The sequence below is a fragment of the Pseudomonas arcuscaelestis genome (assembly GCF_016881005.1).
In the GTDB taxonomy this organism is placed as follows: Bacteria; Pseudomonadota; Gammaproteobacteria; order Pseudomonadales; family Pseudomonadaceae; genus Aquipseudomonas; species Aquipseudomonas arcuscaelestis.
On the sequence record NZ_JACOPV010000013.1, the window covers coordinates 182853 to 202734 of the forward strand.

The window sequence follows — 19882 nt, forward strand, 5'->3', positions numbered from 1 at the left end:
ACCATCCACAGCTACGATCCAAACACAGGTGTCGTAACGGCCAGCTATACGCTGGAAAACACCAGCACACATCAGAGCGGCAATGGCGCCAACAACATCCTCGAAAGCCTGGAAGTGGTGGCAGTCGATACCGATGGCAGCACCGCCAAGGCCAACGTCGACGTCAACATTGTCGACGATGTGCCCCTTGCGGTTGACGATACCAACGCCGTCACCGCGACCGAAGCCCACCTGACCCTGACCGGCAACGTGCTGGATAACGACACCCAGGGCGCTGACCGCATCGCCAGCGGCCCGATCACCCCGCAAACCATCGAAGGGACCTACGGCAAGCTGGTGCTGGCCGCCGATGGCTCCTACACCTACACGCTGAATTCTTCCGACCCGGATTTCATCAACCTGCACGGCGGCGGCACTGCCATCGAGACCTTTACCTACACCTTGAAGGATGCCGACGGCGACAGCAGCAGCGCCAAATTGGTGTTCAACGTCACCAATATCGACGACCTGGTGGTGATCAAAGGCCTGGATATTTGTGGCGGCGAGTTGACCTTCTACGAGAAGAACCTCACCGAGGGCAGTAGCCCGAATCCAGGTGAGCTGACCAAGGGCGGCACCTTCACGGTTATCGCCCCGGATGGTCTGCAATCACTGACCATTGGTGGCTTGAGCATTGTCAGTGGCGGTGTGGTCGCTGGCTTTCCGCAGCATGGCACGACGCCGATGGGTAATGCCTTCACCATCCACAGCTACGATCCAAGCACGGGTGTCGTAACGGCAAGCTATACGCTGGAAAACACCAGCACACATCAGAGCGGCAATGGCGCCAACAACATCCTCGAAAGCCTGGAAGTAGTGGCAGTCGATACCGACGGCAGCACCGCCAAGGCCAACGTCGACGTCAATATTGTCGACGATGTGCCCCTTGCGGTTGACGATACCAACGCCGTCACCGCGACCGAAGCCCACCTGACCCTGACCGGCAACGTGCTGGATAACGACACCCAAGGCGCCGACCGTATCGCCAGCGGTCCAATTACTCCACAAACCATCGAGGGGACCTACGGCAAATTGGTGCTGGCTGCCGATGGCTCCTACACCTACACGCTGAATTCTTCCGACCCGGATTTCATCAACCTGCACGGCGGCGGCACTGCCATCGAGACCTTTACCTACACCTTGAAGGATGCCGACGGTGATACCAGCAGCGCGACATTGAAGATTGACGTCAGTAGCCAGGATCAGCCGGTTGTCATCAGTGGCCTGGATGTTGATGGTGGTGAGTTCACGGTCTACGAAAAAAACCTCAGTGACGGCAGCAGCCCGGATCAGGCTGCATTGACACACACCGGCAGCTTCATCGTAACGGCTGCTGATGGCCTGCAAACCCTAACGGTGGGCGGTATCACCGTCGTTTCCGGCGGCAATGCCGTTGGCTTCCCGCAGTCTGGCACGACGCCGCTGGGCAACGCTCTGACCATCACTGGGTTCAATCCGACAACGGGTGTTGTGAGTTACTCGTACACCCTGCAAGACAATGAAAGCCATGCCAATGGCAATGGCACCAACAGCCTCAATGAAGCCATTGATGTCAGCGCAACCGACAAGGATGGCAGCACTGCCCATGCAACCCTTGATGTAAATATCGTTGACGATGTGCCCGCAGTGGTCGGTGCCGATCGTTCGGTGACGCCAGGGCAGGTGGACTCCAACCTGCTGCTGATCATTGACGTATCGGGGAGCATGAACGATCGCTCGGGTGTTCCCGGCAAGACACGCCTGCAACTGGCCAAGGATGCCATCAGCACCTTGCTCGACAAGTACGACGAAATGGGTGATGTCAAAGTTCAGATCGTCACATTCAGTTCCAGTGCATCGGACCCCTCCGGTGTATGGGTGTCGGTCGCCGAGGCCAAGCAACTGGTTGCCGGGCTGGCCGCGGGGGGCGGCACCAACTACGACCAGGCAGTAGCGGTAGCGAAGTCGGCATTCGCCAACGCTGGCAGTTTGACCGGAGCGCAGAACGTCGGTTATTTCTTCTCCGACGGCAACCCATCGACAGCTTCACAAGGCATCGGGCAGGCCGATGAGATTTCCTGGAAGAATTTCCTCGACAGCCATGGTATCAAGTCGTACTCCATCGGCCTGGGTTCTGGGGTCGATGTCGATAACCTCAACCCCCTGGCCTATGACGGCAGCACGCACACCGATACCAACGCGGTGGTGGTCACCGACCTCAATGTGTTGAATCAGGTACTGTCAGGAACGGTACAGGGTGCACCTATTACCGGCAGCTTGATGAGTGGCGGGGTTTTTGGTGCCGATGGTGGCTTTATCAAAGCGCTGCTGGTCGATGGCACGACCTACACCTATGATCCGAAAGCCAATGGTGGCAACGGTAGCTATAGCGCCGCCGGTGGCGTTGATCGCGGCAGCTTCGACAGCGCAACCAACACCTTCAACATCAAGACCGTGCATGGCGCAACTTTGCTGGTCGATATGGATACCGGCGAATTCACCTACACACCTCCAAAAGACACCGGTGTTACGGTGACCGAAACCATCGGCTTCACCGCCAGTGACACCGACGGAGACCTGAGCAGCGCTAACCTGGTCGTCAATGTCTATTCCAACGCCGCACCGGTGGCGGGTGCCGACCACATCATCACCAACATTCTTTCCAGTACCATTACTTTGCCGGCTGAAGCGCTGCTGGCCAATGACAGCGACGCCAACAACGATACACTCACGGCCTCGCCGATCACCTTCAACACCGACTGGGCAGCCAAGGGTGCTGGCTTCACAGTGGGTAATGGCACAGCGACGTTCAGCTTCACCGCAAGCTCCGCCCAGTTCAGGGATGTAGCGCGCAGCTCGTTCCGCACGGCAGCGAACACCACCACCGCGGCATTGCTGGTCAATGGGTGGCTGGGATCGCTCTCCAGTGGTGCCAATGCTGAGGATGTGCTGACTGTTTCTTTGAAGAAAGGTGAGTCGCTAAAACTTGATCACGACCGGCCGCTCGGCAACATCCTGATGGAGTGGAAGGATGAAAACGGCAACTATCAAACCGTTGCCAATGGTCACGGCTTTACTGCTGATCACGACGGGGTGTACAGCATCCATGTAACCAACCTGTCCAACCCCTCGGGAAGTAAAGTCAATGGATCTGAAAACTATGGCCTGACCATGACGGTCGACTACGCCAATGCCGAAAACCAGACCTATAACGGTACCTACACAGTCAGTGACGGGCATGGCGGTAGTGCAACGGGCAACGTGGATATTTCCTACCAGAGCGGTAGCACGCTGACCGGCACCAATGGCGATGACACATTGCTCGGCGGCAGCGGCCACGACACCCTCAATGCCGGTGCCGGCAACGATGTGTTGATCGGTGGCGATGGCAACGACATTCTCAACGGTGGCGATGGCAATGACTTGTTGATCGGTGGAGCCGGCAATGACCAGCTCAATGGCGGCGCTGGAATCGATACCGCCAGTTACGCTGGTGCCGGCAGTGGCGTAACTGTCAGCCTGGCCAGCGCTGGCGCGCAGAACACCGGAGGGGCAGGCACCGATATCTTGACCGGTATGGAAAACCTGATCGGCTCTGACTACAACGACCACCTGACCGGTGACGGCAACGCCAACTTGCTTATCGGTGGCCTGGGCAACGACACGTTGATTGGCGGTGGCGGCAATGATGTGTTGATCGGCGGAGCCGGCAACGACACCCTGAGCGGCGGCAGCGGCAACGATATCTTCCTGTGGCAGCAGGGTAACACCGGACGAGATGTGGTGACCGACTTCACTCCAGGCGCTGATCGGCTTGATCTGTCGCAGTTGCTCCAGGGCGAGAACGCCACTTCGGCGTCACTGGATGACTACTTGCATTTCAAGGTCACTGGCAGTGGTTCCGGGGTGGTGTCTACCATCGAGGTCAGCGCGGTAGCGGGGGCTGCACCGACCCAGACCATCGATCTGGCAGGGGTCAACCTGGCGGAGCATTACGGGGTGACAGCGGGGGCGGGTGGGGTGATTGCTGCCGGGCAGGACACCGCGACCATCATCAACGGAATGCTCAATGATCATTCGTTGAAGGTGGATACGGTCTGAGGCGTGCGTCTGGGGGCTGGGCTTACTCCAGCCCCCGGTCGTATGAGCCTCAGGAGGGGCGGCGCAGTGTTTTCTGACGCAAGATATAAATGCTGACTAGTACAGCGCTGGTCAGCATGAACCCGCGTGCCCAGATCAACGGCACTAGATAGCAGGACACGCCAATGCTCAGCCACATCAAGCCAATTGCATAGACCTTGCCTTTGAGGGGAATGCCTTCACCACTGAGGTAATCGCGAATCCACGGCCCCAGCTGGGGATGATTGACCAGCCAATGGTGAAATCGAGGCGAGCTGCGCGCAAAACAAGCGGCCGCCAGCAGCAGAAATGGAGTGGTCGGCAACACAGGCAGGAAAATGCCGATCACTCCCAACGCGACGCTGAGCCAGCCGATGGCCAGCAGCAGGTAGCGCATTTACGTCAACTCAGTGGTGGCGAGGCTTGAGCAGTGCCGGTGCAGGCTTCTCGTCAGGCGCGTGCTGCAGCAGGTAAAGGGCGGTCAGGGCCTCTGGGATCTGCACGATCATGTCATCCATCAGGTTGGCATCGCTGGCGATATCGGCGAATTCAGGTTGCTCATCGAACAAACCCGACCCCACCATGATCGGCAGCAGCATTTCGCTGACTTCTTCTTCGGCGGTTTCGAACCAGGCCTCTTCACGCATGAATACGCCTTCCATGAAGCCGATGCACCAGCCACGCAGGTCGGAATCGTCTGGGTCATCGCCCAGGTCCAGGTCGCACGGCAGCTCGAAGTCTTCGTCGCTGGCCAACTGGCGTGCGATGTGCGCCTTGAGCTGGATCAGGGTGGATTCGATCTCTTCACGCTGGGCATCGTCTTTGTAACGAGGCTCTTCAGCGAACAAGGCGTCAATCCATTCGCGATCAGGAACCGCTTCGGTACCAATCGACAATGCGGTCAAGTAGCCGTGTGCGGCAACGTAGTCCAGTGCTTCTTCGTGCAGTTCGTCGGCGTCGAGGAAGGCTTGCAGGCGGGTCAATTGCTCGGCGAAGGACATTACAGGGCTACCTTGGGAATAAACGATGATCGAATTCTAGCATCTTGCGGCCGCTACGAGGCAAAGGATGACGCCTATCGCAGAGCACCCTGTGCAGGCCGACGCTCGGGTATAATGCCCGGCTTTTGTATCTGGCCACCGGCTGATGCGCGGGTCAGGCAAAAGCCGCTTACGCATTTTCAGGTGTGGCGGGGAAGATTTTCATCCAGCCTGTGGCCAGGATGGTTCTGCGATTTATGGAGTTTCTATGCTCGAACAGGCTCAGCGCGTCCTCAAGGACATCTTCGGCTATGACAGCTTTCGAGGGCGCCAGGGGGCGATCATCGAACGTGTGGCCAAAGGTGGCGATGCGCTGGTACTGATGCCCACCGGGGGCGGCAAGTCCCTTTGCTTCCAGGTGCCGGCACTCCTGCGTCCGGGGCTGGCGGTGGTGGTTTCACCGCTGATTGCGTTGATGGAAGACCAAGTGGCCACGCTCGATGAGCTGGGTGTGGCGGCGGCTTCGCTCAATTCCACCTTGAGTGCCGAGCAACAGCGTGAGCTTGCCGGGCGTATTCGCCGAGGCGAAATAAAAATGCTCTACCTGGCGCCGGAGCGTCTGGTGCAACAACGCATGCTGGACTTTCTGCGCACGCTGGATATTGCCCTGTTCGCGATTGACGAAGCCCACTGCGTATCGCAATGGGGCCATGACTTCCGTCCGGAATACCTGCAACTGGGGCAGTTGGCGGAGCTGTTCCCCAATGTGCCGCGTATTGCCCTTACCGCAACTGCGGACATGCGCACTCGCGAAGAAATCGTCACGCGGCTGCACTTGCAGAACGCCGAGCGCTTTCTCTCGAGCTTCGACCGGCCCAATATTTTCTACCGCATCGTGCCCAAGGAGCAGCCGCGCAAGCAGTTGCTGGCGTTCCTCGGCGAGCGTCGCGGTAACGCCGGTATCGTCTACTGCCTGTCGCGCAAAAAAGTCGACGATGTTGCCGCCTACCTTTGCGACCAGGGCTTTCCGGCGCTGCCTTACCACGCCGGCCTGCCGGCCGAAACGCGAGCTGCCAACCAGCGCCGCTTCCTTAACGAGGAAGGCCTGATCATGGTTGCCACGATTGCCTTCGGCATGGGTATCGACAAACCCAACGTGCGCTTCGTTGCCCACCTGGACCTGCCCAAGTCGCTGGAAGCCTACTATCAGGAAACCGGTCGCGCCGGCCGTGACGGTCTGCCAGCCGATGCCTGGATGGCCTATGGTCTGCAAGACATGGTCATGCTCAAGCAGATGTTACAGAACTCCGAGGGTGACGAGCGCCACAAGCGTATCGAGCAGCACAAGCTCGATGCCATGCTCGCGCTGTGCGAGGAAACGCGTTGTCGCCGGCAGATCCTGCTCAACTATTTTGACGAGGAATTGCCGCAGCCCTGCGGCCATTGCGACAACTGCATCGACGGCGTGCAAACCTGGGATGCCACTGAACCTGCTCGCCAAGCCCTTTCGGCGGTGTATCGCACCGGACAGCGTTATGGTGTAGGTCACCTGGTTGATGTGTTGTTGGGTCGGGACAACGAAAAAGTCCGCAGCTTCGGCCACGAGAAACTCGCCGTTTATGGCGTTGGCAAGGCCCGTTCCGAAAGTGAATGGCGCTCATTGTTTCGTCAGTTGGTGGCTCGCGGGTTGGCCGATATCGACCTGGAAGGTTACGGTGGCTTGCGCTTGTCCGACAGTTGCCGGCCGCTGTTGCGCGGCGAGGTAAGTCTGGAACTGCGCCGTGATCTCAAGCCGCAGACCAGCAGCAAGGGCAGCGGCAGTGGCGGCAGTCCGGCCAGTCAGTTGGTACGTGGCGACGAGCGCGAGCAATGGGAAGCGCTGCGGGCATTGCGGCGCAAGCTGGCCGAGGAGCACGGTGTGCCGCCTTATGTCATCTTCCCGGACTCCACCTTGCTGGAAATGCTGCGCAGCCAACCTTCAAGCCTTAGCGAAATGGCCCAGGTCAGTGGCGTGGGTGCGCGCAAGTTGGAGCGCTACGGCGAAGCCTTCCTCGAAGTATTGGGGGGGGCAGCCGAAGCCCCGCCGCAGGTCACTGACTTGCGTCATGAGCTGACCAGTCTGGCGCGTGCCGGCATGACCCCTGCGCAAATCGCCGGGCAGCTCAATTGCAGCGAAAAGAATGTCTACAGCATGCTGGCCGAGGCCATTGGCCGCCAGCAATTGTCACTGGAGCAAGCCCTGGACTTGCCTGACGATCTGCTGGCCGAAGTTCAGGATGCCTTCCTTGATGGCGAGGGTGAATTGCCGCCCGTCTCCGCCATTGCCGAACAGTTCGGCAGTCGTGTGCCAGAAGGGGTTTTGTACTGCGTTCGCGCGGCGTTGGCGGCAGAATTCGAGATGTAAACGGGGTTTTGTCATCTTTTATAACGATTGTCAGACAGATTGAACCTTGAGGAGCCTTGCCTGTTGCGCAGGAGCATGGTTAGCTGACTAATAATTAGTTCTGATGATGAGTTTTCTATGCCGTTGACCGATCAACACCGCTTCGGAATGCAGCTGGCGCATATGTCCAGAGGTTGGCGCGCCGAGCTGGATCGACGCCTGGCGGGACTGAATCTGTCCCAGGCTCGCTGGCTGGTATTGCTCCACCTGGCTCGTTTCGACGAGGCGCCTACCCAGCGTGAGCTGGCCCAAAGCGTGGGTGTAGAAGGTCCGACATTGGCGCGCCTGCTTGACAGTCTGGAATCCCAGGGTCTGGTTCGTCGCCAGGCGGTACTGGAAGACCGCCGGGCGAAGAAAATCCACTTGTGCCCGCCCGCCAAACCGTTGATCGATCAGATCGAAACCATTGCCAACGCCTTGCGCGCCGAGTTATTCATCGGTGTCGACGAAGAAGACATGCGCGTGTGCATGAAGGTCCACGCGCGCATTCTCGCCAATCTGGAAAAAACCTGAACGACTTCAGAAGGTGTGGCCCAGGTTGAGGTACAACGCCTTCTGATTTTCGCTGTTGGCCCCGTAACTGAAGTTCAACGGGCCCAACGGCGTTTCGAAGCCGACAAAGATACTGGCGGCATTTATGTAACCACTGTCGAATTCGTTGTCGTTGTTCCACACCTTGCCACGCTCCAGCGACCCTCCTATATACAGCGGAAAGTCCAGTGGCAGGTAAGCGCGGGGCGTCAGTCTGCGGTAATAGACCATGCGCATCAGGCTCATGTTCTGCCCGGACACCGAGTCCTGGCGAAAGCCTGACAATTGCCTGGCGCCACCGAGCACAAAGCTTGAAGTCACCACCTCGGCGTCATCCAGGGTCCTTCCATATTGAGTGCCCAGTACCCAAGTGTTGGCGCCGCTGCTCAGCGCCTTGTCCAGTTTGAAGTTCCACTGCCGGTAACGTTGGTCTGACCCAAGGTCGGGCTCGAACTGGCGCAAGGTCAGGCTGATGTCTTCACCGCTGTGCGGGAAGTAGACATTGTCCAGTGTGTCGAATGAATACTTCAGCTCATAGAAACCTTCGTTGAAGCTGAAGTGCGGCAAATCCTGATCGCCGATGCGCACATCAGCATTGCCCCAGGCCTGGCCTACACCGAAGCGCACTTCACCGCTGGTACCGATCTGACGCCCCAGGTTCAGGCCGAATCCGTAGCGCTCCAGGCGGTACTCGGCCACAGGATCGTCCTCCAGGGTTGCTTCAATGTTCTGCGAGCCCAGATCGATATAGGGGGCGACGAAGTACCGCGAACCGGCATCCAGTGGTTGGTAGAACTCGCTGTACAGTTCTTGTTGGTCGCCGATCTGCGCCCGGGTCAGCCACTCGGCACCCAGGCGGTTGATACCGTTCACCCGGTAGCTGGCACCGATATTGAAGGCGCTGTCGCCGCGCATGTCATCGGACAGGTTCAAACCCAATCGCAGGTAGTCAGTACCTCCACGGCGCCCACGGGCATTGATTACCAGGGTGTTGTCATTGCCTTTGTGCACTACCCGGTACTGCACGCGGTCGAAGTAGTCCAAGCCATAGAGGGTGCCCATGTCGGTCTGCAGGCGCCCTAGTTCAAGGGGCTGGTCAATGGGCTGGCGAATGTAGAAACGGATTACGTCATCGCTTACTTTCGAGTCGTTTTCTATCTTGATCGAGGTAATGACCGGTGTGCGCTGGCTGGGTGAGCGGGCGACATTCAGTTCTTCATCATTGTTATCAGGACGTTTGAGTGCCGCCAGGCGCGTATCCAGGGCGCGGGCGGCACGGTAGCCCGCTTCGATCATTTCTTCGGCGCGGCCAAAGTCGGTAACGCCGAAACTGGCCAACGGTGGCTCGATCAGAATGTCATCACGGCGCAAGGTTGCCAGTTGTTCTTCGGAGTTGCGCCGAGTCATCAGGGTGATCGACTGATTGAGTACGTCGACCACCGTCGCCAGTTGCTTGCGAGTTCGTAGTGGGGTACCGATATCGACGACAATCGCGACGTCCACGCCCATCTCGCGTGCGACATCCACCGGGATGTTGTCGACCATGCCGCCATCGACCAACAGTCGGCCGTCCAGTTCTACTGGGGCGAACACGGCGGGAATCGACATGCTGGCGCGAATGACCTGAGGCAGGTGGCCGCGGCGGAACACCACTTTTTCGCCGCTGGCGATGTCGGTAGCTACTGCCCGAAAAGGAATAGGTAACTTGTCGAAATCGCGAGTATCACTGGTGTGGGCAAGCATGCTTTCCAGCAGCAGTGCCAGGTTCTGTCCCTGGATCACCCCCAGTGGCAGGCCAAGGCTGCCATCGTCGCGGAAGCTGAGTTTCTGTTTGACCAAAAAGTCGCGGTCATCCTGCTTGCGCCGAAACGGTACGTCTTTACGCGGCGGCGCGTCGGACAGCGCCTGCTTCCAGTCGATATTCAAGGCGAGCTTTTCCAGCTCGTCGACCTTGTACCCCGAGGCGTACAGCCCACCCACTACCGCGCCCATGCTGGTACCGGCAATGGCATCGACTTTGATCCCTTGTTCCTCCAGCGCCTTGAGTACACCGATATGGGCCAGGCCACGGGCGGCACCGCCAGACAGTACCAGGCCCACTTTCGGGCGCGGGGGTTCGGCAGCCATAAGCGGGAGGGAAACAACAATCAGCAAAAGACTCAACAGCAAGCGGTGCATCATGGCTCTCGGAGCGAAGGCGAAAGACCGCTAGTATAAGCGTGACCGCCTGTCAGGAAACCGTTCCCCCATGAATGCGCGTAAAGCCGAAGTCGTTATTACCTATTGCACTCAGTGCCAGTGGCTGTTGCGTGCCGCCTGGTTAGCCCAGGAACTGCTCAGCACGTTCAGTGACGACCTTGCCCGGGTCGCGCTCGAACCCGCCAGCGGTGGTGCATTTCGCATTACCTGTGACGGCGTGCAGATATGGGAGCGCAAGGCCGATGGTGGTTTTCCTGAAGCCAAGGTGCTCAAGCAGCGGGTGCGTGATCAGATCGATCCGCAGCGCGACCTTGGCCACAATGATCGCCCCTGATCAGCCTTGAGCGGCAACTGACTTGTCGCGTTGGTTGCTGGCTGCAAGGCGACTGGAGACAACGATCGCAAGAATGATCAGCACGCCGCCCAGCAGCATTCGCGGGGTCGGTGCTTCGGCGAATATCAACCAGGCCAGGGCAATGCCGTAAACCGGCTCCAGGGCGAATACCACAGCGGCAGTGCGGGCCTTGATGACGGCCAGGCTGGCGACGAACAAGCTGTGGGCGACACCGGTACAGAACACCCCGAGCAAAGCGATCCACAGCCAATCGATCGCCGAGACGCCGGCAAGCGCCGGAGCTGCTACAGGAAGAAGGCACAGCGCGACCACCGCGTTCTGGCACATAGCCGCCTGCACGGCCGGAATACGTCCGCTGGCGGCGCGATTGGTCAGTGATAGCAGCGAGAACAGCAATCCTGACAGCAAGGACCAGAGCAGCCCACCGGTGGCCTGACTGGCGAGATCGAATTCCGGGGTGACCAACACCAGGCCGACGCTCACCAGCAACACCAGGATGATTTCATTGCTGCGCACCCGCTCCCGGAACAGCAGCCCTTCAAGAATTACGGTAAAGGCTGGGAAACTGGCGAAACCCAGGGTGGCGATAGCTACCCCGGCCACCTTCACTGCAATGAAGAAGCTTACCCAGTGACCTGCGAGCAACACGCCCCCCAACAGCAGGCGGCACCAGTCCTGGCGTTGCAGTGGTTGCCAGGCCTTTTTGGCAATGCGGGCGAAGATGGCGAGGGCCAGCACGGCGAACGCGGCGCGGCCAAAGACAATTATCGATGGGCCCGCCTGGGCCAGCTTGCCGAATACGCCAGTCAAGCCGAAGAACAGTGCGCCGATATGCAAGGCGCCAAGGGCGCTGCGGTGGTTCATGGTTTTCCTATGCGCCTGGCTGAGGACAGCAGTATTGCGCTGAAATTGTGGGGGCTGGCCCTTGCCAGTATTCGACCCCAGTCTACGAGGGCGCTACGCTCGGTGTCTGTTGTCGGGCTCGCGTCAATTGTCGCCAGGCTCTTGGCGCAAGGCTCTGGGTGAACAGCCGAAGGCTTGCAGGACGGCGGCGGAGAAGGCGCTTTGCGAGCCATAGCCGACCTGCGCGGCGATCTCGCCGATCGGCCGGGCGCTGGTGCGTAGCAGTTGGCGCGCCTTGAGCAGGCGGCGTTGGCGAATATAGTCCATCGGAGTCATTGACGCTTCGGCGATGAAGCGGGCATGCAGTCGAGCACTTGAAAGCCCGGCGAGACGGGCAAGATCGGCTACCTGCAACGGGTACGCGGCGTTCTTTTCTATATGCGCATCAAAGCGGGCAAAGGGAAGCTGCTTTCGCACAATAGCCGGGCGCGAGGAACCGTTCAGGCTGGCAAGCAAAAGCACCGCACCCTGTTGGGCAATCAGTGGATCGGTTACCGGGCCCGCAGCCAGCCAGTCGACCAGTTGCTGCTGGTGGTTGTCCAGCTCGAGCGAGCCACGATGCTCCAGCAGTCGCTGGCTTGCCGAGACTTGCTCGCCCATGCTGCTGTTGAGCCAGGCATCGCCAGGCACGTCAAGGACTAGGCAGTGGCTACCGGCAACACTGCCGCAGGTGTGGTGGGTGCCTGCAGGCACCACGATCAACCCGTGGCGTTGGATGCGCGCGCCCTGACCATCGAGTTCGAAGTCCAGTTGCCCACGCAGGCCGAACACCAGTTGGGGGTGCTCATGGGTGTGGGCGATCAGGTCGTCACTGTAGTGACGCAGGGAAAGTATCGAGCCGCTGTTCATTGCCGTGTCCTCTACGCGGTATCGGCAGTGTACAAGCTCAGGCGTCGCTGTTCATCGATTGCAGCGCTGCTTTGTAGAGTGATTGCCGCGGCTGGGCAAACAGACGCCTGAGCATCGGTTCGAAAAAGCTCAGCGGCAGGCTGTCGTAGTGGGGGTCAAACGCGGCGGCGTCGTAGCGTGCGCAAAACTCGATGGTTTGTTGGTACTGCGGGTGATCCTCGAATTGCTCACGCAGATGCCGGTCCATACCCAGGTGATGGAAGAAGTAATAGCCCTGGAATACCCCATGCTTTTCTACCATCCAGAGGTTTTCCGGGCTGACGAAAGGCTTGAGGATGGCCGCAGCGATATCAGGATGGTTATAGCTGCCTAGCGTATCGCCGATGTCATGAAGCAGCGCGCAGATCACATATTCTTCGTCACGCCCATCATGCCAGGCGAGGGTAGCGGTTTGCAGGGAGTGACTGAGGCGATCGATGGGGAAACCGCCGAAATCACCATCGAGCAGCCGCAGGTGAGCGAGTATCCGGTCGGCGAGTTGGCTGGCATAAGCCCTGAAATCGCTGGCTATGATTGCCCAGTCCTGCTGAGTGCCATCTTGCATGTGCGTGAAGCGGGCCTGCTCGGTCATCGGCGTTCCAAAGAGTGGGCTATGCGCCTCACTGTACCTTGACCAATGATCGGAGCAGTGTCCGCGCAGGACGCAATTCTGACCTTGTGGGCCGAAATCAGAACGAGACCTTACCGCGCAGCATGTCGCGGTACATGGCGAAGTCGCCTATCAGGCTGTACAGCGGATGCCTGAAGGTAGCCGGGCGGTTGCCCTCGAAAAAGAAGTGGCCAACCCAGGCAAATCCGTAGCCGGCGAGCGGAATCGCCAGCAGCACAATCCACTTGCCACTGGCAATTGTGTAAGCGAGCAGGGCGATGACCAGGCTGGTGCCAACGAAGTGCAGGCGCCGGCAGGTAGGGTGGCTGTGCTCGTCCAGGTAATAGGGATAAAACTCGGCAAAACTGCGAAATTGCTGAGGATTGTTCACGTCGTAGCTCCTGCAACTCTCGATACGGTGAAGATACACGGCGTGGAGCCTGAACTGAGTCTAGAGTGAGTAAAACCATCGCGCAGTGACAATGGGCGCCAATTGAGTATCCTTTGAGTTCACCGCAGGAGCGGTCAGTTCGAACATAAGAAGCCAGCCATGAGCGAGAGAACCACTTCAGCAAGCTGGGCATCAGGGATCGTCAAGGCACTCGAGCTCGAAGGGCTGGATTGTCGTGCAATGTTCAAACAACTCGGCCTGGATTTTGCCGCCCTGGATGACCCCGACGCACGTTTTACCCAAGACTCCATGACCCGTTTGTGGCAAATGGCCGTCGATCTTTCCGGCAATCAGGCCATCGGCCTGAACATGGCCCGGGTGGTTCGTCCGGCATCCTTTCATGTGGTCGGCTACGCCTTGATGTCGAGCCGTACCCTGGCCGAAGGGTTTGAGCGCTTGGTACGCTTCCAGCGCATCATTGCCGAGAGTTCCGATCTGAGCTTTCGCCTGGAGCCAGACGGTTACGCGTTGATTCTCACGGTCCACGGTGATCATCTTCCACCTACCCGGCACAGCGCTGAAGCCTCCCTGGCCTGCGCCCTGTCGCTATGCGGCTGGTTGAGTGGGCGGGTGATTCAACCGCGGCGGGTATTGGTCCAGGGGCCGCAGCCAGTCGATCTGACGCCCTACAAGATGGCTTTTCATGCACCCCTGGTATTTGGGGCGGCTCATGATGCATTGATATTCGAGCGGGCCGACATGGAGGCGCCTTTACCGACGGCCAACGAAGCCATGGCGGTGTTGCATGACCGGTTTGCCGGTGAGTACCTGGCACGCTTTTCCGAAAGCCGCGTCACCCATCGCGCACGCCAGGTGCTGTGCCGAGTGTTGCCGCAAGGAGAGCCCAAGCGCGAGACGGTGGCTCAGGCCCTGCATCTATCCCAGCGTACCTTGCAGCGGCGCCTGCAGGACGAAGGCACCAGCTTTCAGACCCTTCTTGATGACACCCGTCGAGAGTTGGCCGAGCAGTACCTGGCCCAGCCGAACATGACACTGCTGGAAACTGCCTACCTGTTGGGTTTTGCCGATCCAAGCAACTTCTTCCGAGCGTTTCGTCGGTGGTTCGACGTTACCCCCGGCGAGTATCGGACACAAATTGCGCAACGTACAGGCGCTGCGCCAGCCCCCGATGAGGTAGAGGCTTTGGTCAGTGACGCCAGAACGCCGGCATACACAGCACCAACACCGTAATAATCTCCAGGCGCCCCAGCAGCATCCCGAACGCCAGGATCCATTTGGCCGCATCCGGCAACGTCGCAAAGTTGCCGGCCGGGCCAATGGTTTCACCCAATCCCGGACCCACCCCAGAGACGGTACTGGCAGCGCCGGTCAACGCGGTCATCCAGTCTACGCCAAGCAATGACAGGAGCAGGGCGATCACGCAGATGGTGATGGCAAAGAAGAATGAGAAGGTCAGGATCGAGCGCACAATCTCTTCATCCAGACGGTGACCGTTGTACTTCTGCTTGATCACTGCGCGAGGGTGAATGAGTTGATTAAGGTTGGCCTTGAGCAGGATGTAGGCAACCTGGAAGCGAAAAATCTTTATACCGCCGGCAGTCGAGCCCGAGCAGCCACCGACGAAGCCAAGGTAGAAGAACAGCATCAGCGAGAAATTGCCCCACAGGCTGTAGTCGCCCAGGGCAAAGCCGGTTGTGGTCACAACCGAGGTGACGTTCAGCGCCACGTGGCGCAAAGCATCCAGCCAGTGCAGATTAGTGGTAGCCCAGTACCAGGTGCCCAATACCAGCCAGGTAACCAGCAGCATGGCCAGAAGGCCCTGGACCTGCTGGTCCTTGATCAGCGCCTTGCGATTGCCGCGCAGGGTTGCGACGTAAAGAGCAAACGGCATACTGCCGAAAATCATCACCACCACGGCAACCCAATGCACCGCCGGCTGGTGCCACTTGGCCAGGGATTGGTCGGAGGTAGAGAAACCGCCAGTGGAAATCGCCGACATGGCGTGGTTGATGGCATCGAATACGCTCATCCCGGCAAACCAGAACGCAAGCCCCCCCAAGGCCGTGAAGCCTATGTAGACGGCAACGATGGACTTGGCAACCATGTGCGAGCGCGGCATGACTTTTTCGGAACGGTCCGAGGACTCGGTCTGGAACAGGCGCATGCCACCGATGCGCAGCAGTGGCAAAATGGCTACCGCCATGGCGATAAAGCCGATGCCGCCGAGCCAGTGCAGGAGCGAACGCCACATCAGAATGCCTGGCGACATAGTGTCCAGGCCGCTGAGCACCGTGGCGCCGGTCGCAGTAATACCGGACATGCTCTCGAAGAACGCGTCGGTATAGCTGATGTGTTGAGTGAGCAGGAACGGTAGCGCGGCGAAGATACACACCACCAGCCAACTGCTGACTGTAAGCAGATACATGTCGCGCGGACGCAAGTGCACATGCTCTGGGCGCCCCTGGATCACCAGGGCAAGGCCGGCGATAAAGGTGATCATGCTGGCCCACAGGAACGACGGCAGGTCGCCAGTGCGATCAAAGATCACCAGGGTGGCCATTGGCACAACCATGCTGATCGCCAGGGTGATCAGGAAGATGCCGATGACAAATCCAATGATCCTTAAGGTCGGCAACGCCATGTGATCTGCTCTGACTCGAAACGGAAGGGCGCCATTCTACCTATGGCCCTTTTTAAGTAAACGCTAGAATAGCTGCACATTTCTCTTTAGGGGGTAGCCGATGGAGGCTCTCGACGCATTGCTCAACCGTGTTTCTGTACCACGGCTGATGGAACCCGCACCTAATGCTGCCCAGCGCGAGGGCTTGTTTCAGGCGGCCTTGCGGGCGCCGGACCACGGTCAATTGCGGCCGTGGCGCTTCTTGACGGTAGAGGGCGAGGGGCGTGAAAAACTGGGAGCGTTGCTGGCCGAAGCGGTGAAGGCCGAGGGTGACGCCACTGAAGCGGCGCTGGACAAGGCTCGCGCCATGCCAATGCGCGCACCGCTGCTGGTGGTGGTAATTGCGCGCCTGCAGGATCACTTCAAGGTGCCTGCCTCGGAACAACGCCTGGCCGCTGGCTGCGCAGCCCACGGCATTTTGTTGGCGGCCCATGCCCAAGGTATCGGTGCTGTTTGGCGAACGGGCGAGCTGTCCTACAGCAAGCATGTAGCCAAGGGGCTTGGGCTGGCTGACAACGAAGAGATCATCGCCTTCCTGTACCTGGGCACTGCGCAGTCCGAGCCACGTACCGCGCCGGTGCTGGCGACGGCTGATTTCGTGTCTGCCTGGGGATAAGACTAGTGCCATCGCGGCGCAAGCCCGCGCCTGCAGGCAGATTGCGTTTTGCAATTGTGCAGGCACGGGCGCGTTTCAAATCAGGCACTGAGCTCCAGTCTGGCTATAAAACCACCCTGTGGATGATTTTCCAGGGTCAGACTTCCACCGTGGCGTTCCGCGGCCTTGCGCGCAATGGCCAGCCCCAGGCCATGGCCGGCAGCGCTCTGGCCGGGAGCGCGGAAGAACGGCTCGCCCAATTGCGCAAGGTATTCTTCGGCCACGCCTGGGCCGTGATCGCGCACGCTTATCACAATGCGGTCGTTGTCACGCCAGGCCGAGATTTCAATCGCTTGCCCTTGCGGGTTGAAGCGCACGGCATTACGCAGCAGGTTGTCCACCGCGCGCTCGATCAGCGTTGGCCAGCCCTGCAGGCTCAACCCTGGTTCAAGCTGCAGTTGGATGTCCTGTTCCGGCGCGCTGAGTTGAGCATCCTTGTGCAGAGACTGCAGCAGTGCGTCAAGGTCCACCGGTTCGGCACGCGATTGTTCGGCGTCCACTCGCGCCAGCACCAGAATTTCACTGATCAGTGCTTCCAGGCGGTCGCACTCCCGCGTCAGGCGGGGCCATAACGCTTCGCGTTGTTCAGGTTCGGCCCGCTCAGCAAGGGCCAGGGCAATGCGCAAGCGCGCCAGCGGCGAGCGCAGCTCGTGGGACACATCGCGCAGCAATTGGCGCTGGCTGGCGATCATGCTCTGCAGGCGTGATCCCATGCGGTTGAAGTCATTGGCCAACACGCCGAACTCATCGCGACGACTGGCCAGGCGCGCCAGGCTGTTCTGTTGATAGGTGGTTTGCCCCAGGTCATGCACGGCCCCGCGCAAACGGCTGAGCGGACGGGTTATGGACAGCGTTACCAACAGGCTGAACAGGGTCAAGACCACCAAGGCAATGCCCAACGCACTCAATGGCCAGAGCAGGCTATCACGGTGCCAGGCATCCAGCTCGGGATGGGGAATGCGGTAGATCAACAGGTACGTTTCGCCAGTCTCGGGGCTGGTGTACTCCTCGGTCAGGCGCCGCCAGGGCAAGCGTCGATCGTCGTTGTGGCGCCGTGCTTCGAAGGCTGCGGCACGCCGTGGGAAGGTGCCTGGAACCACCGCGTCGCCACTCTCATTGAGCACTTGAACATCAATGTTGTAGTGGCGCTTGCGATGTTCCAGAAAGTGCTGGGCGCTCTCGGGGCCCTTTTGTTCGTAGCGTTGGGTCCAGGTCTTGGCCAGGGTATTGAGGCCCGGGTGGCGACTGAGAATCCAGGCGTCCTGGTTCAACATGTGCCCGAGCAGAATCGACAGGCCGGCGACCAGGGCAATGGCCAGCCAGAAACTGGCCAGGATGCGCCAGAACAATGAACGCAAGGGAGGCTCCTTCAACGGCAAAAAGCCCGGCTTGCACAGAGGCAAGCCGGGCGGGTGGCTGTAAGCTTACTGGGCCTTGGTGGCTTTTTCAGCTTTCCAGGCTTTGAACTCGCTCCATTCGGCACGACGTTGGTCCCGGTCTTTTTTCAGCTCATCGAATTTCTTCTGCTGATCAGGCTTGAGCAGGGCGCGGATTTCAGCCTGGGTCTTGTCTTTTTTGCTTTGCAGCTCGTCTTTCAGCGCTTTCTGATCGGCGGCTGGAAGTTTTTCCAAGTAGCGTTGGGTGATTTCATGGCGACTTTTCATCTGCTCGCCCATCAGCTTGCCGATCTGCTGGCGTTGTTCACGGCTCAAGTCCAGCTGGGCGTAAGGCGCTCCACCGCGATGGTGGTCGCCGTGGCGTGGGCCGCCTTCTGGCATGGCCATGGCAACGGTCGGCAGTGCAGCAGCGAACATCAGGGCGATAAGGGTCTTGCGCATGGTGTCTCTCCTATCTGAGGCCGGTAGTTACCGGATGTGCCCAGTCTAGGGAGATCAAGGTCAACGGCGGTCAGGCAACGGTAAAGCTTGAGTAAAGATGATTGAGCGCCGTACTGACATTACAGGCTGTAGTAGTAACCACGGCTGCGCAACGCAATGATGCGTGGGCGACCGTCCGGGTGAGGGCCGATTTTCTTGCGCAGGTTGCTGACGTGCATGTCCAGGCTGCGATCGTACAGGGTCAGCTTGCGACCCAGGGCGATCTGCGCCAGCTCCTGCTTGTCCAGCGGCTCGCCTGGCTGGCGTAGCAGCGCTTCAAGAATGCGGCTTTCGGACAGGGTCAGGGTCAAGTCCTGCTGATCGATGCTGACCACGCCACGCGCCGGGCTGAAGCTCAGGTCACCAATTTCGATCTGGCTGGGCGTGGCGTTGGGATGGCTTCGGCGCAGTACTGCACGGAGGCGGGCGGTAAGCTCGCGGGGGTCGCAGGGCTTGGCCAGATAGTCATCGGCGCCCAGCTCCAGGCCCAGGATACGGTCCAGGGGTTCGCCGCGGGCAGAAAGCATCACCACCGGTAGCTCGGTGTGCTCGCTACGTAGTTGCTTGAGCAGTTCCAGGCCACTGCCGTCGGGCAGCATGACGTCCAGCACCACCGCTGCGGGCGCTTGTTCAGCCAAGGCGCGACGGGCGCTTTGGCCGTCGTGACAGGCCCGTACGGAGAAACCTTCCTGGGTCAGCCAGCTGCCGAGCAGCTCGCAGAGTTCCTGGTCATCATCAATCAGTAACAGCTCGCTCATGACTCACTCAATTCAACCATTGCCGACGCTTTCTGTGTCCGCCGCTGGCAAAGATACCGCAGAGTGCAGCCAAGAGGGCAACTCCTCCACCAATCACGAACCATTGTTGCTGGTCGGTGATCAGGCGTTCCGGGGCCTTGGCCTGGAGTTCCTTGAGGCTCAGCTTGAGGCGCTGGTTCTCCTGGCGCAGTCGAGCTAGTTGCGCGCTCTCACGTTCGCTGTCGGCATTGTGCAGTTGCTGGGTCAGCGTTTCGCGCAGGCGTTCGCTTTCCTGCAGGCGCTGTTGCAATTCGGTTATCTGGCTGCCGGCACTCAGTGACAGCGGGGTGCTTGGTGCATTGGGCTCTTCGGCCTGGGTGAGCGGGGTCAGCAACAACAGGCACAGCAGCAGGGGCAACGGACCTTGACGCATTGGAACTCCTGATTCTTGTCGATTCAGCAGGTTGTCGGCTGG

Annotated in this window: 18 protein-coding genes; 6 read left to right on the forward strand and 12 right to left on the reverse strand. The window is 59.5% G+C overall.

Annotation, left to right across the window (positions count from 1 at the left end):
- A partial coding sequence (locus tag H8F21_RS20640; protein ID WP_203585227.1) for an Ig-like domain-containing protein occupies positions 1 to 4119 on the forward strand: 4119 nt, incomplete at its 5' end.
- A gap of 49 nt (positions 4120 to 4168) precedes the next feature.
- Here H8F21_RS20640 and H8F21_RS20645 read toward each other — a convergent pair.
- Together H8F21_RS20645 and H8F21_RS20650 are read right to left on the reverse strand one after the other, a co-directional pair.
- On the reverse strand, positions 4169 to 4534 hold the full coding sequence (locus H8F21_RS20645) for a YbaN family protein (protein ID WP_203475804.1): 366 nt from the start codon (positions 4532 to 4534) through the stop codon (positions 4169 to 4171).
- Positions 4535 to 4544: 10 nt separating this feature from the next.
- Complete coding sequence (locus tag H8F21_RS20650; RefSeq protein ID WP_203475803.1) at positions 4545 to 5138, reverse strand: UPF0149 family protein; 594 nt, start codon at positions 5136 to 5138, stop codon at positions 4545 to 4547.
- Between the two features lie 247 nt (positions 5139 to 5385).
- Between H8F21_RS20650 and recQ the strand changes: the two genes are divergently transcribed.
- Both recQ and H8F21_RS20660 read left to right on the forward strand, forming a co-directional pair.
- A complete protein-coding gene (recQ, locus tag H8F21_RS20655; RefSeq protein WP_203475802.1) occupies positions 5386 to 7521 on the forward strand; it encodes a DNA helicase RecQ in 2136 nt (711 codons plus the stop codon).
- 117 nt (positions 7522 to 7638) lie between these two features.
- Positions 7639 to 8073: a MarR family transcriptional regulator gene (locus tag H8F21_RS20660; RefSeq protein WP_136477608.1), complete on the forward strand. Its 435-nt coding sequence runs from the start codon at positions 7639 to 7641 to the stop codon at positions 8071 to 8073.
- Positions 8074 to 8079: 6 nt separating this feature from the next.
- Here H8F21_RS20660 and H8F21_RS20665 read toward each other — a convergent pair whose 3' ends face one another.
- Positions 8080 to 10269 (reverse strand): patatin-like phospholipase family protein, encoded by a 2190-nt coding sequence (locus H8F21_RS20665; protein ID WP_203475801.1) that lies wholly within the window; start codon positions 10267 to 10269, stop codon positions 8080 to 8082.
- A 70-nt stretch (positions 10270 to 10339) separates the two neighbouring features.
- Here H8F21_RS20665 and H8F21_RS20670 point away from each other — a divergent pair, with 70 nt between their 5' ends.
- On the forward strand, positions 10340 to 10624 hold the full coding sequence (locus H8F21_RS20670; protein WP_136477606.1) for an Rdx family protein: 285 nt from the start codon (positions 10340 to 10342) through the stop codon (positions 10622 to 10624).
- Here the strand turns inward: H8F21_RS20670 and H8F21_RS20675 are convergent, their stop codons facing one another.
- The 4 genes from H8F21_RS20675 to H8F21_RS20690 all read right to left on the reverse strand — a co-directional run bounded on the left by H8F21_RS20675 (position 10625) and on the right by H8F21_RS20690 (position 13437).
- The gene (locus H8F21_RS20675; RefSeq protein ID WP_203475800.1) at positions 10625 to 11509 is read right to left on the reverse strand and encodes a DMT family transporter; all 885 of its coding nucleotides are present in this window, start codon (positions 11507 to 11509) and stop codon (positions 10625 to 10627) included.
- Positions 11510 to 11632: 123 nt separating this feature from the next.
- Positions 11633 to 12397: a helix-turn-helix transcriptional regulator gene (locus H8F21_RS20680; RefSeq protein ID WP_203475799.1), complete on the reverse strand. Its 765-nt coding sequence runs from the start codon at positions 12395 to 12397 to the stop codon at positions 11633 to 11635.
- A gap of 37 nt (positions 12398 to 12434) precedes the next feature.
- Positions 12435 to 13028, reverse strand: coding sequence for an HD domain-containing protein (locus H8F21_RS20685; RefSeq protein ID WP_203475798.1), 594 nt, complete (start codon positions 13026 to 13028; stop codon positions 12435 to 12437).
- Positions 13029 to 13125: 97 nt separating this feature from the next.
- A complete protein-coding gene (locus H8F21_RS20690; RefSeq protein WP_203475797.1) occupies positions 13126 to 13437 on the reverse strand; it encodes an Mpo1-like protein in 312 nt (103 codons plus the stop codon).
- 159 nt (positions 13438 to 13596) lie between these two features.
- Here H8F21_RS20690 and H8F21_RS20695 point away from each other — a divergent pair, with 159 nt between their 5' ends.
- Positions 13597 to 14688 carry an AraC family transcriptional regulator gene (locus tag H8F21_RS20695; protein ID WP_203475796.1) on the forward strand — a complete coding sequence of 364 codons (1092 nt, stop codon included), beginning with the start codon at positions 13597 to 13599 and terminating at the stop codon, positions 14686 to 14688.
- Here H8F21_RS20695 and H8F21_RS20700 read toward each other — a convergent pair.
- The gene (locus H8F21_RS20700) at positions 14645 to 16099 is read right to left on the reverse strand and encodes a TrkH family potassium uptake protein (protein ID WP_203475795.1); all 1455 of its coding nucleotides are present in this window, start codon (positions 16097 to 16099) and stop codon (positions 14645 to 14647) included. The two genes, H8F21_RS20695 and H8F21_RS20700, sit on opposite strands and share 44 nt — an antisense overlap.
- 100 nt (positions 16100 to 16199) lie before the next feature.
- On the opposite strand from H8F21_RS20700, the gene H8F21_RS20705 reads away from it, so the two are divergent.
- The gene (locus H8F21_RS20705) at positions 16200 to 16754 is read left to right on the forward strand and encodes an NAD(P)H nitroreductase (RefSeq protein ID WP_203475794.1); all 555 of its coding nucleotides are present in this window, start codon (positions 16200 to 16202) and stop codon (positions 16752 to 16754) included.
- 80 nt (positions 16755 to 16834) lie between these two features.
- Here H8F21_RS20705 and H8F21_RS20710 read toward each other — a convergent pair whose 3' ends face one another.
- The 4 genes from H8F21_RS20710 to H8F21_RS20725 form a co-directional block, all read right to left on the reverse strand.
- Complete coding sequence (locus tag H8F21_RS20710) at positions 16835 to 18151, reverse strand: sensor histidine kinase (RefSeq protein ID WP_203475793.1); 1317 nt, start codon at positions 18149 to 18151, stop codon at positions 16835 to 16837.
- Between the two features lie 66 nt (positions 18152 to 18217).
- Complete coding sequence (locus H8F21_RS20715; RefSeq protein ID WP_203475792.1) at positions 18218 to 18631, reverse strand: Spy/CpxP family protein refolding chaperone; 414 nt, start codon at positions 18629 to 18631, stop codon at positions 18218 to 18220.
- Between the two features lie 119 nt (positions 18632 to 18750).
- Positions 18751 to 19428 (reverse strand): response regulator transcription factor, encoded by a 678-nt coding sequence (locus tag H8F21_RS20720; RefSeq protein WP_203475791.1) that lies wholly within the window; start codon positions 19426 to 19428, stop codon positions 18751 to 18753.
- Positions 19429 to 19435: 7 nt separating this feature from the next.
- On the reverse strand, positions 19436 to 19840 hold the full coding sequence (locus H8F21_RS20725; protein WP_203475790.1) for a translation initiation factor 2: 405 nt from the start codon (positions 19838 to 19840) through the stop codon (positions 19436 to 19438).
- Positions 19841 to 19882: the final 42 nt, after the last annotated feature.

Excerpts from the sequence above, each read along its gene's own strand:
- H8F21_RS20645 (WP_203475804.1), bottom strand. The coding sequence starts at position 4,534 with ATGCGCTACCTGCTGCTGGCCATCGGCTGGCTCAGCGTCGCGTTGGGA.
- H8F21_RS20650 (WP_203475803.1), bottom strand. The coding sequence starts at position 5,138 with ATGTCCTTCGCCGAGCAATTGACCCGCCTGCAAGCCTTCCTCGACGCC.
- recQ (WP_203475802.1), top strand. The coding sequence starts at position 5,386 with ATGCTCGAACAGGCTCAGCGCGTCCTCAAGGACATCTTCGGCTATGAC.
- H8F21_RS20660 (WP_136477608.1), top strand. The coding sequence starts at position 7,639 with ATGCCGTTGACCGATCAACACCGCTTCGGAATGCAGCTGGCGCATATG.
- H8F21_RS20665 (WP_203475801.1), bottom strand. The coding sequence starts at position 10,269 with ATGCACCGCTTGCTGTTGAGTCTTTTGCTGATTGTTGTTTCCCTCCCG.
- H8F21_RS20670 (WP_136477606.1), top strand. The coding sequence starts at position 10,340 with ATGAATGCGCGTAAAGCCGAAGTCGTTATTACCTATTGCACTCAGTGC.
- H8F21_RS20675 (WP_203475800.1), bottom strand. The coding sequence starts at position 11,509 with ATGAACCACCGCAGCGCCCTTGGCGCCTTGCATATCGGCGCACTGTTC.
- H8F21_RS20680 (WP_203475799.1), bottom strand. The coding sequence starts at position 12,397 with ATGAACAGCGGCTCGATACTTTCCCTGCGTCACTACAGTGACGACCTG.
- H8F21_RS20685 (WP_203475798.1), bottom strand. The coding sequence starts at position 13,028 with ATGACCGAGCAGGCCCGCTTCACGCACATGCAAGATGGCACTCAGCAG.
- H8F21_RS20695 (WP_203475796.1), top strand. The coding sequence starts at position 13,597 with ATGAGCGAGAGAACCACTTCAGCAAGCTGGGCATCAGGGATCGTCAAG.
- H8F21_RS20700 (WP_203475795.1), bottom strand. The coding sequence starts at position 16,099 with ATGGCGTTGCCGACCTTAAGGATCATTGGATTTGTCATCGGCATCTTC.
- H8F21_RS20705 (WP_203475794.1), top strand. The coding sequence starts at position 16,200 with ATGGAGGCTCTCGACGCATTGCTCAACCGTGTTTCTGTACCACGGCTG.
- H8F21_RS20715 (WP_203475792.1), bottom strand. The coding sequence starts at position 18,631 with ATGCGCAAGACCCTTATCGCCCTGATGTTCGCTGCTGCACTGCCGACC.
- H8F21_RS20720 (WP_203475791.1), bottom strand. The coding sequence starts at position 19,428 with ATGAGCGAGCTGTTACTGATTGATGATGACCAGGAACTCTGCGAGCTG.
- H8F21_RS20725 (WP_203475790.1), bottom strand. The coding sequence starts at position 19,840 with ATGCGTCAAGGTCCGTTGCCCCTGCTGCTGTGCCTGTTGTTGCTGACC.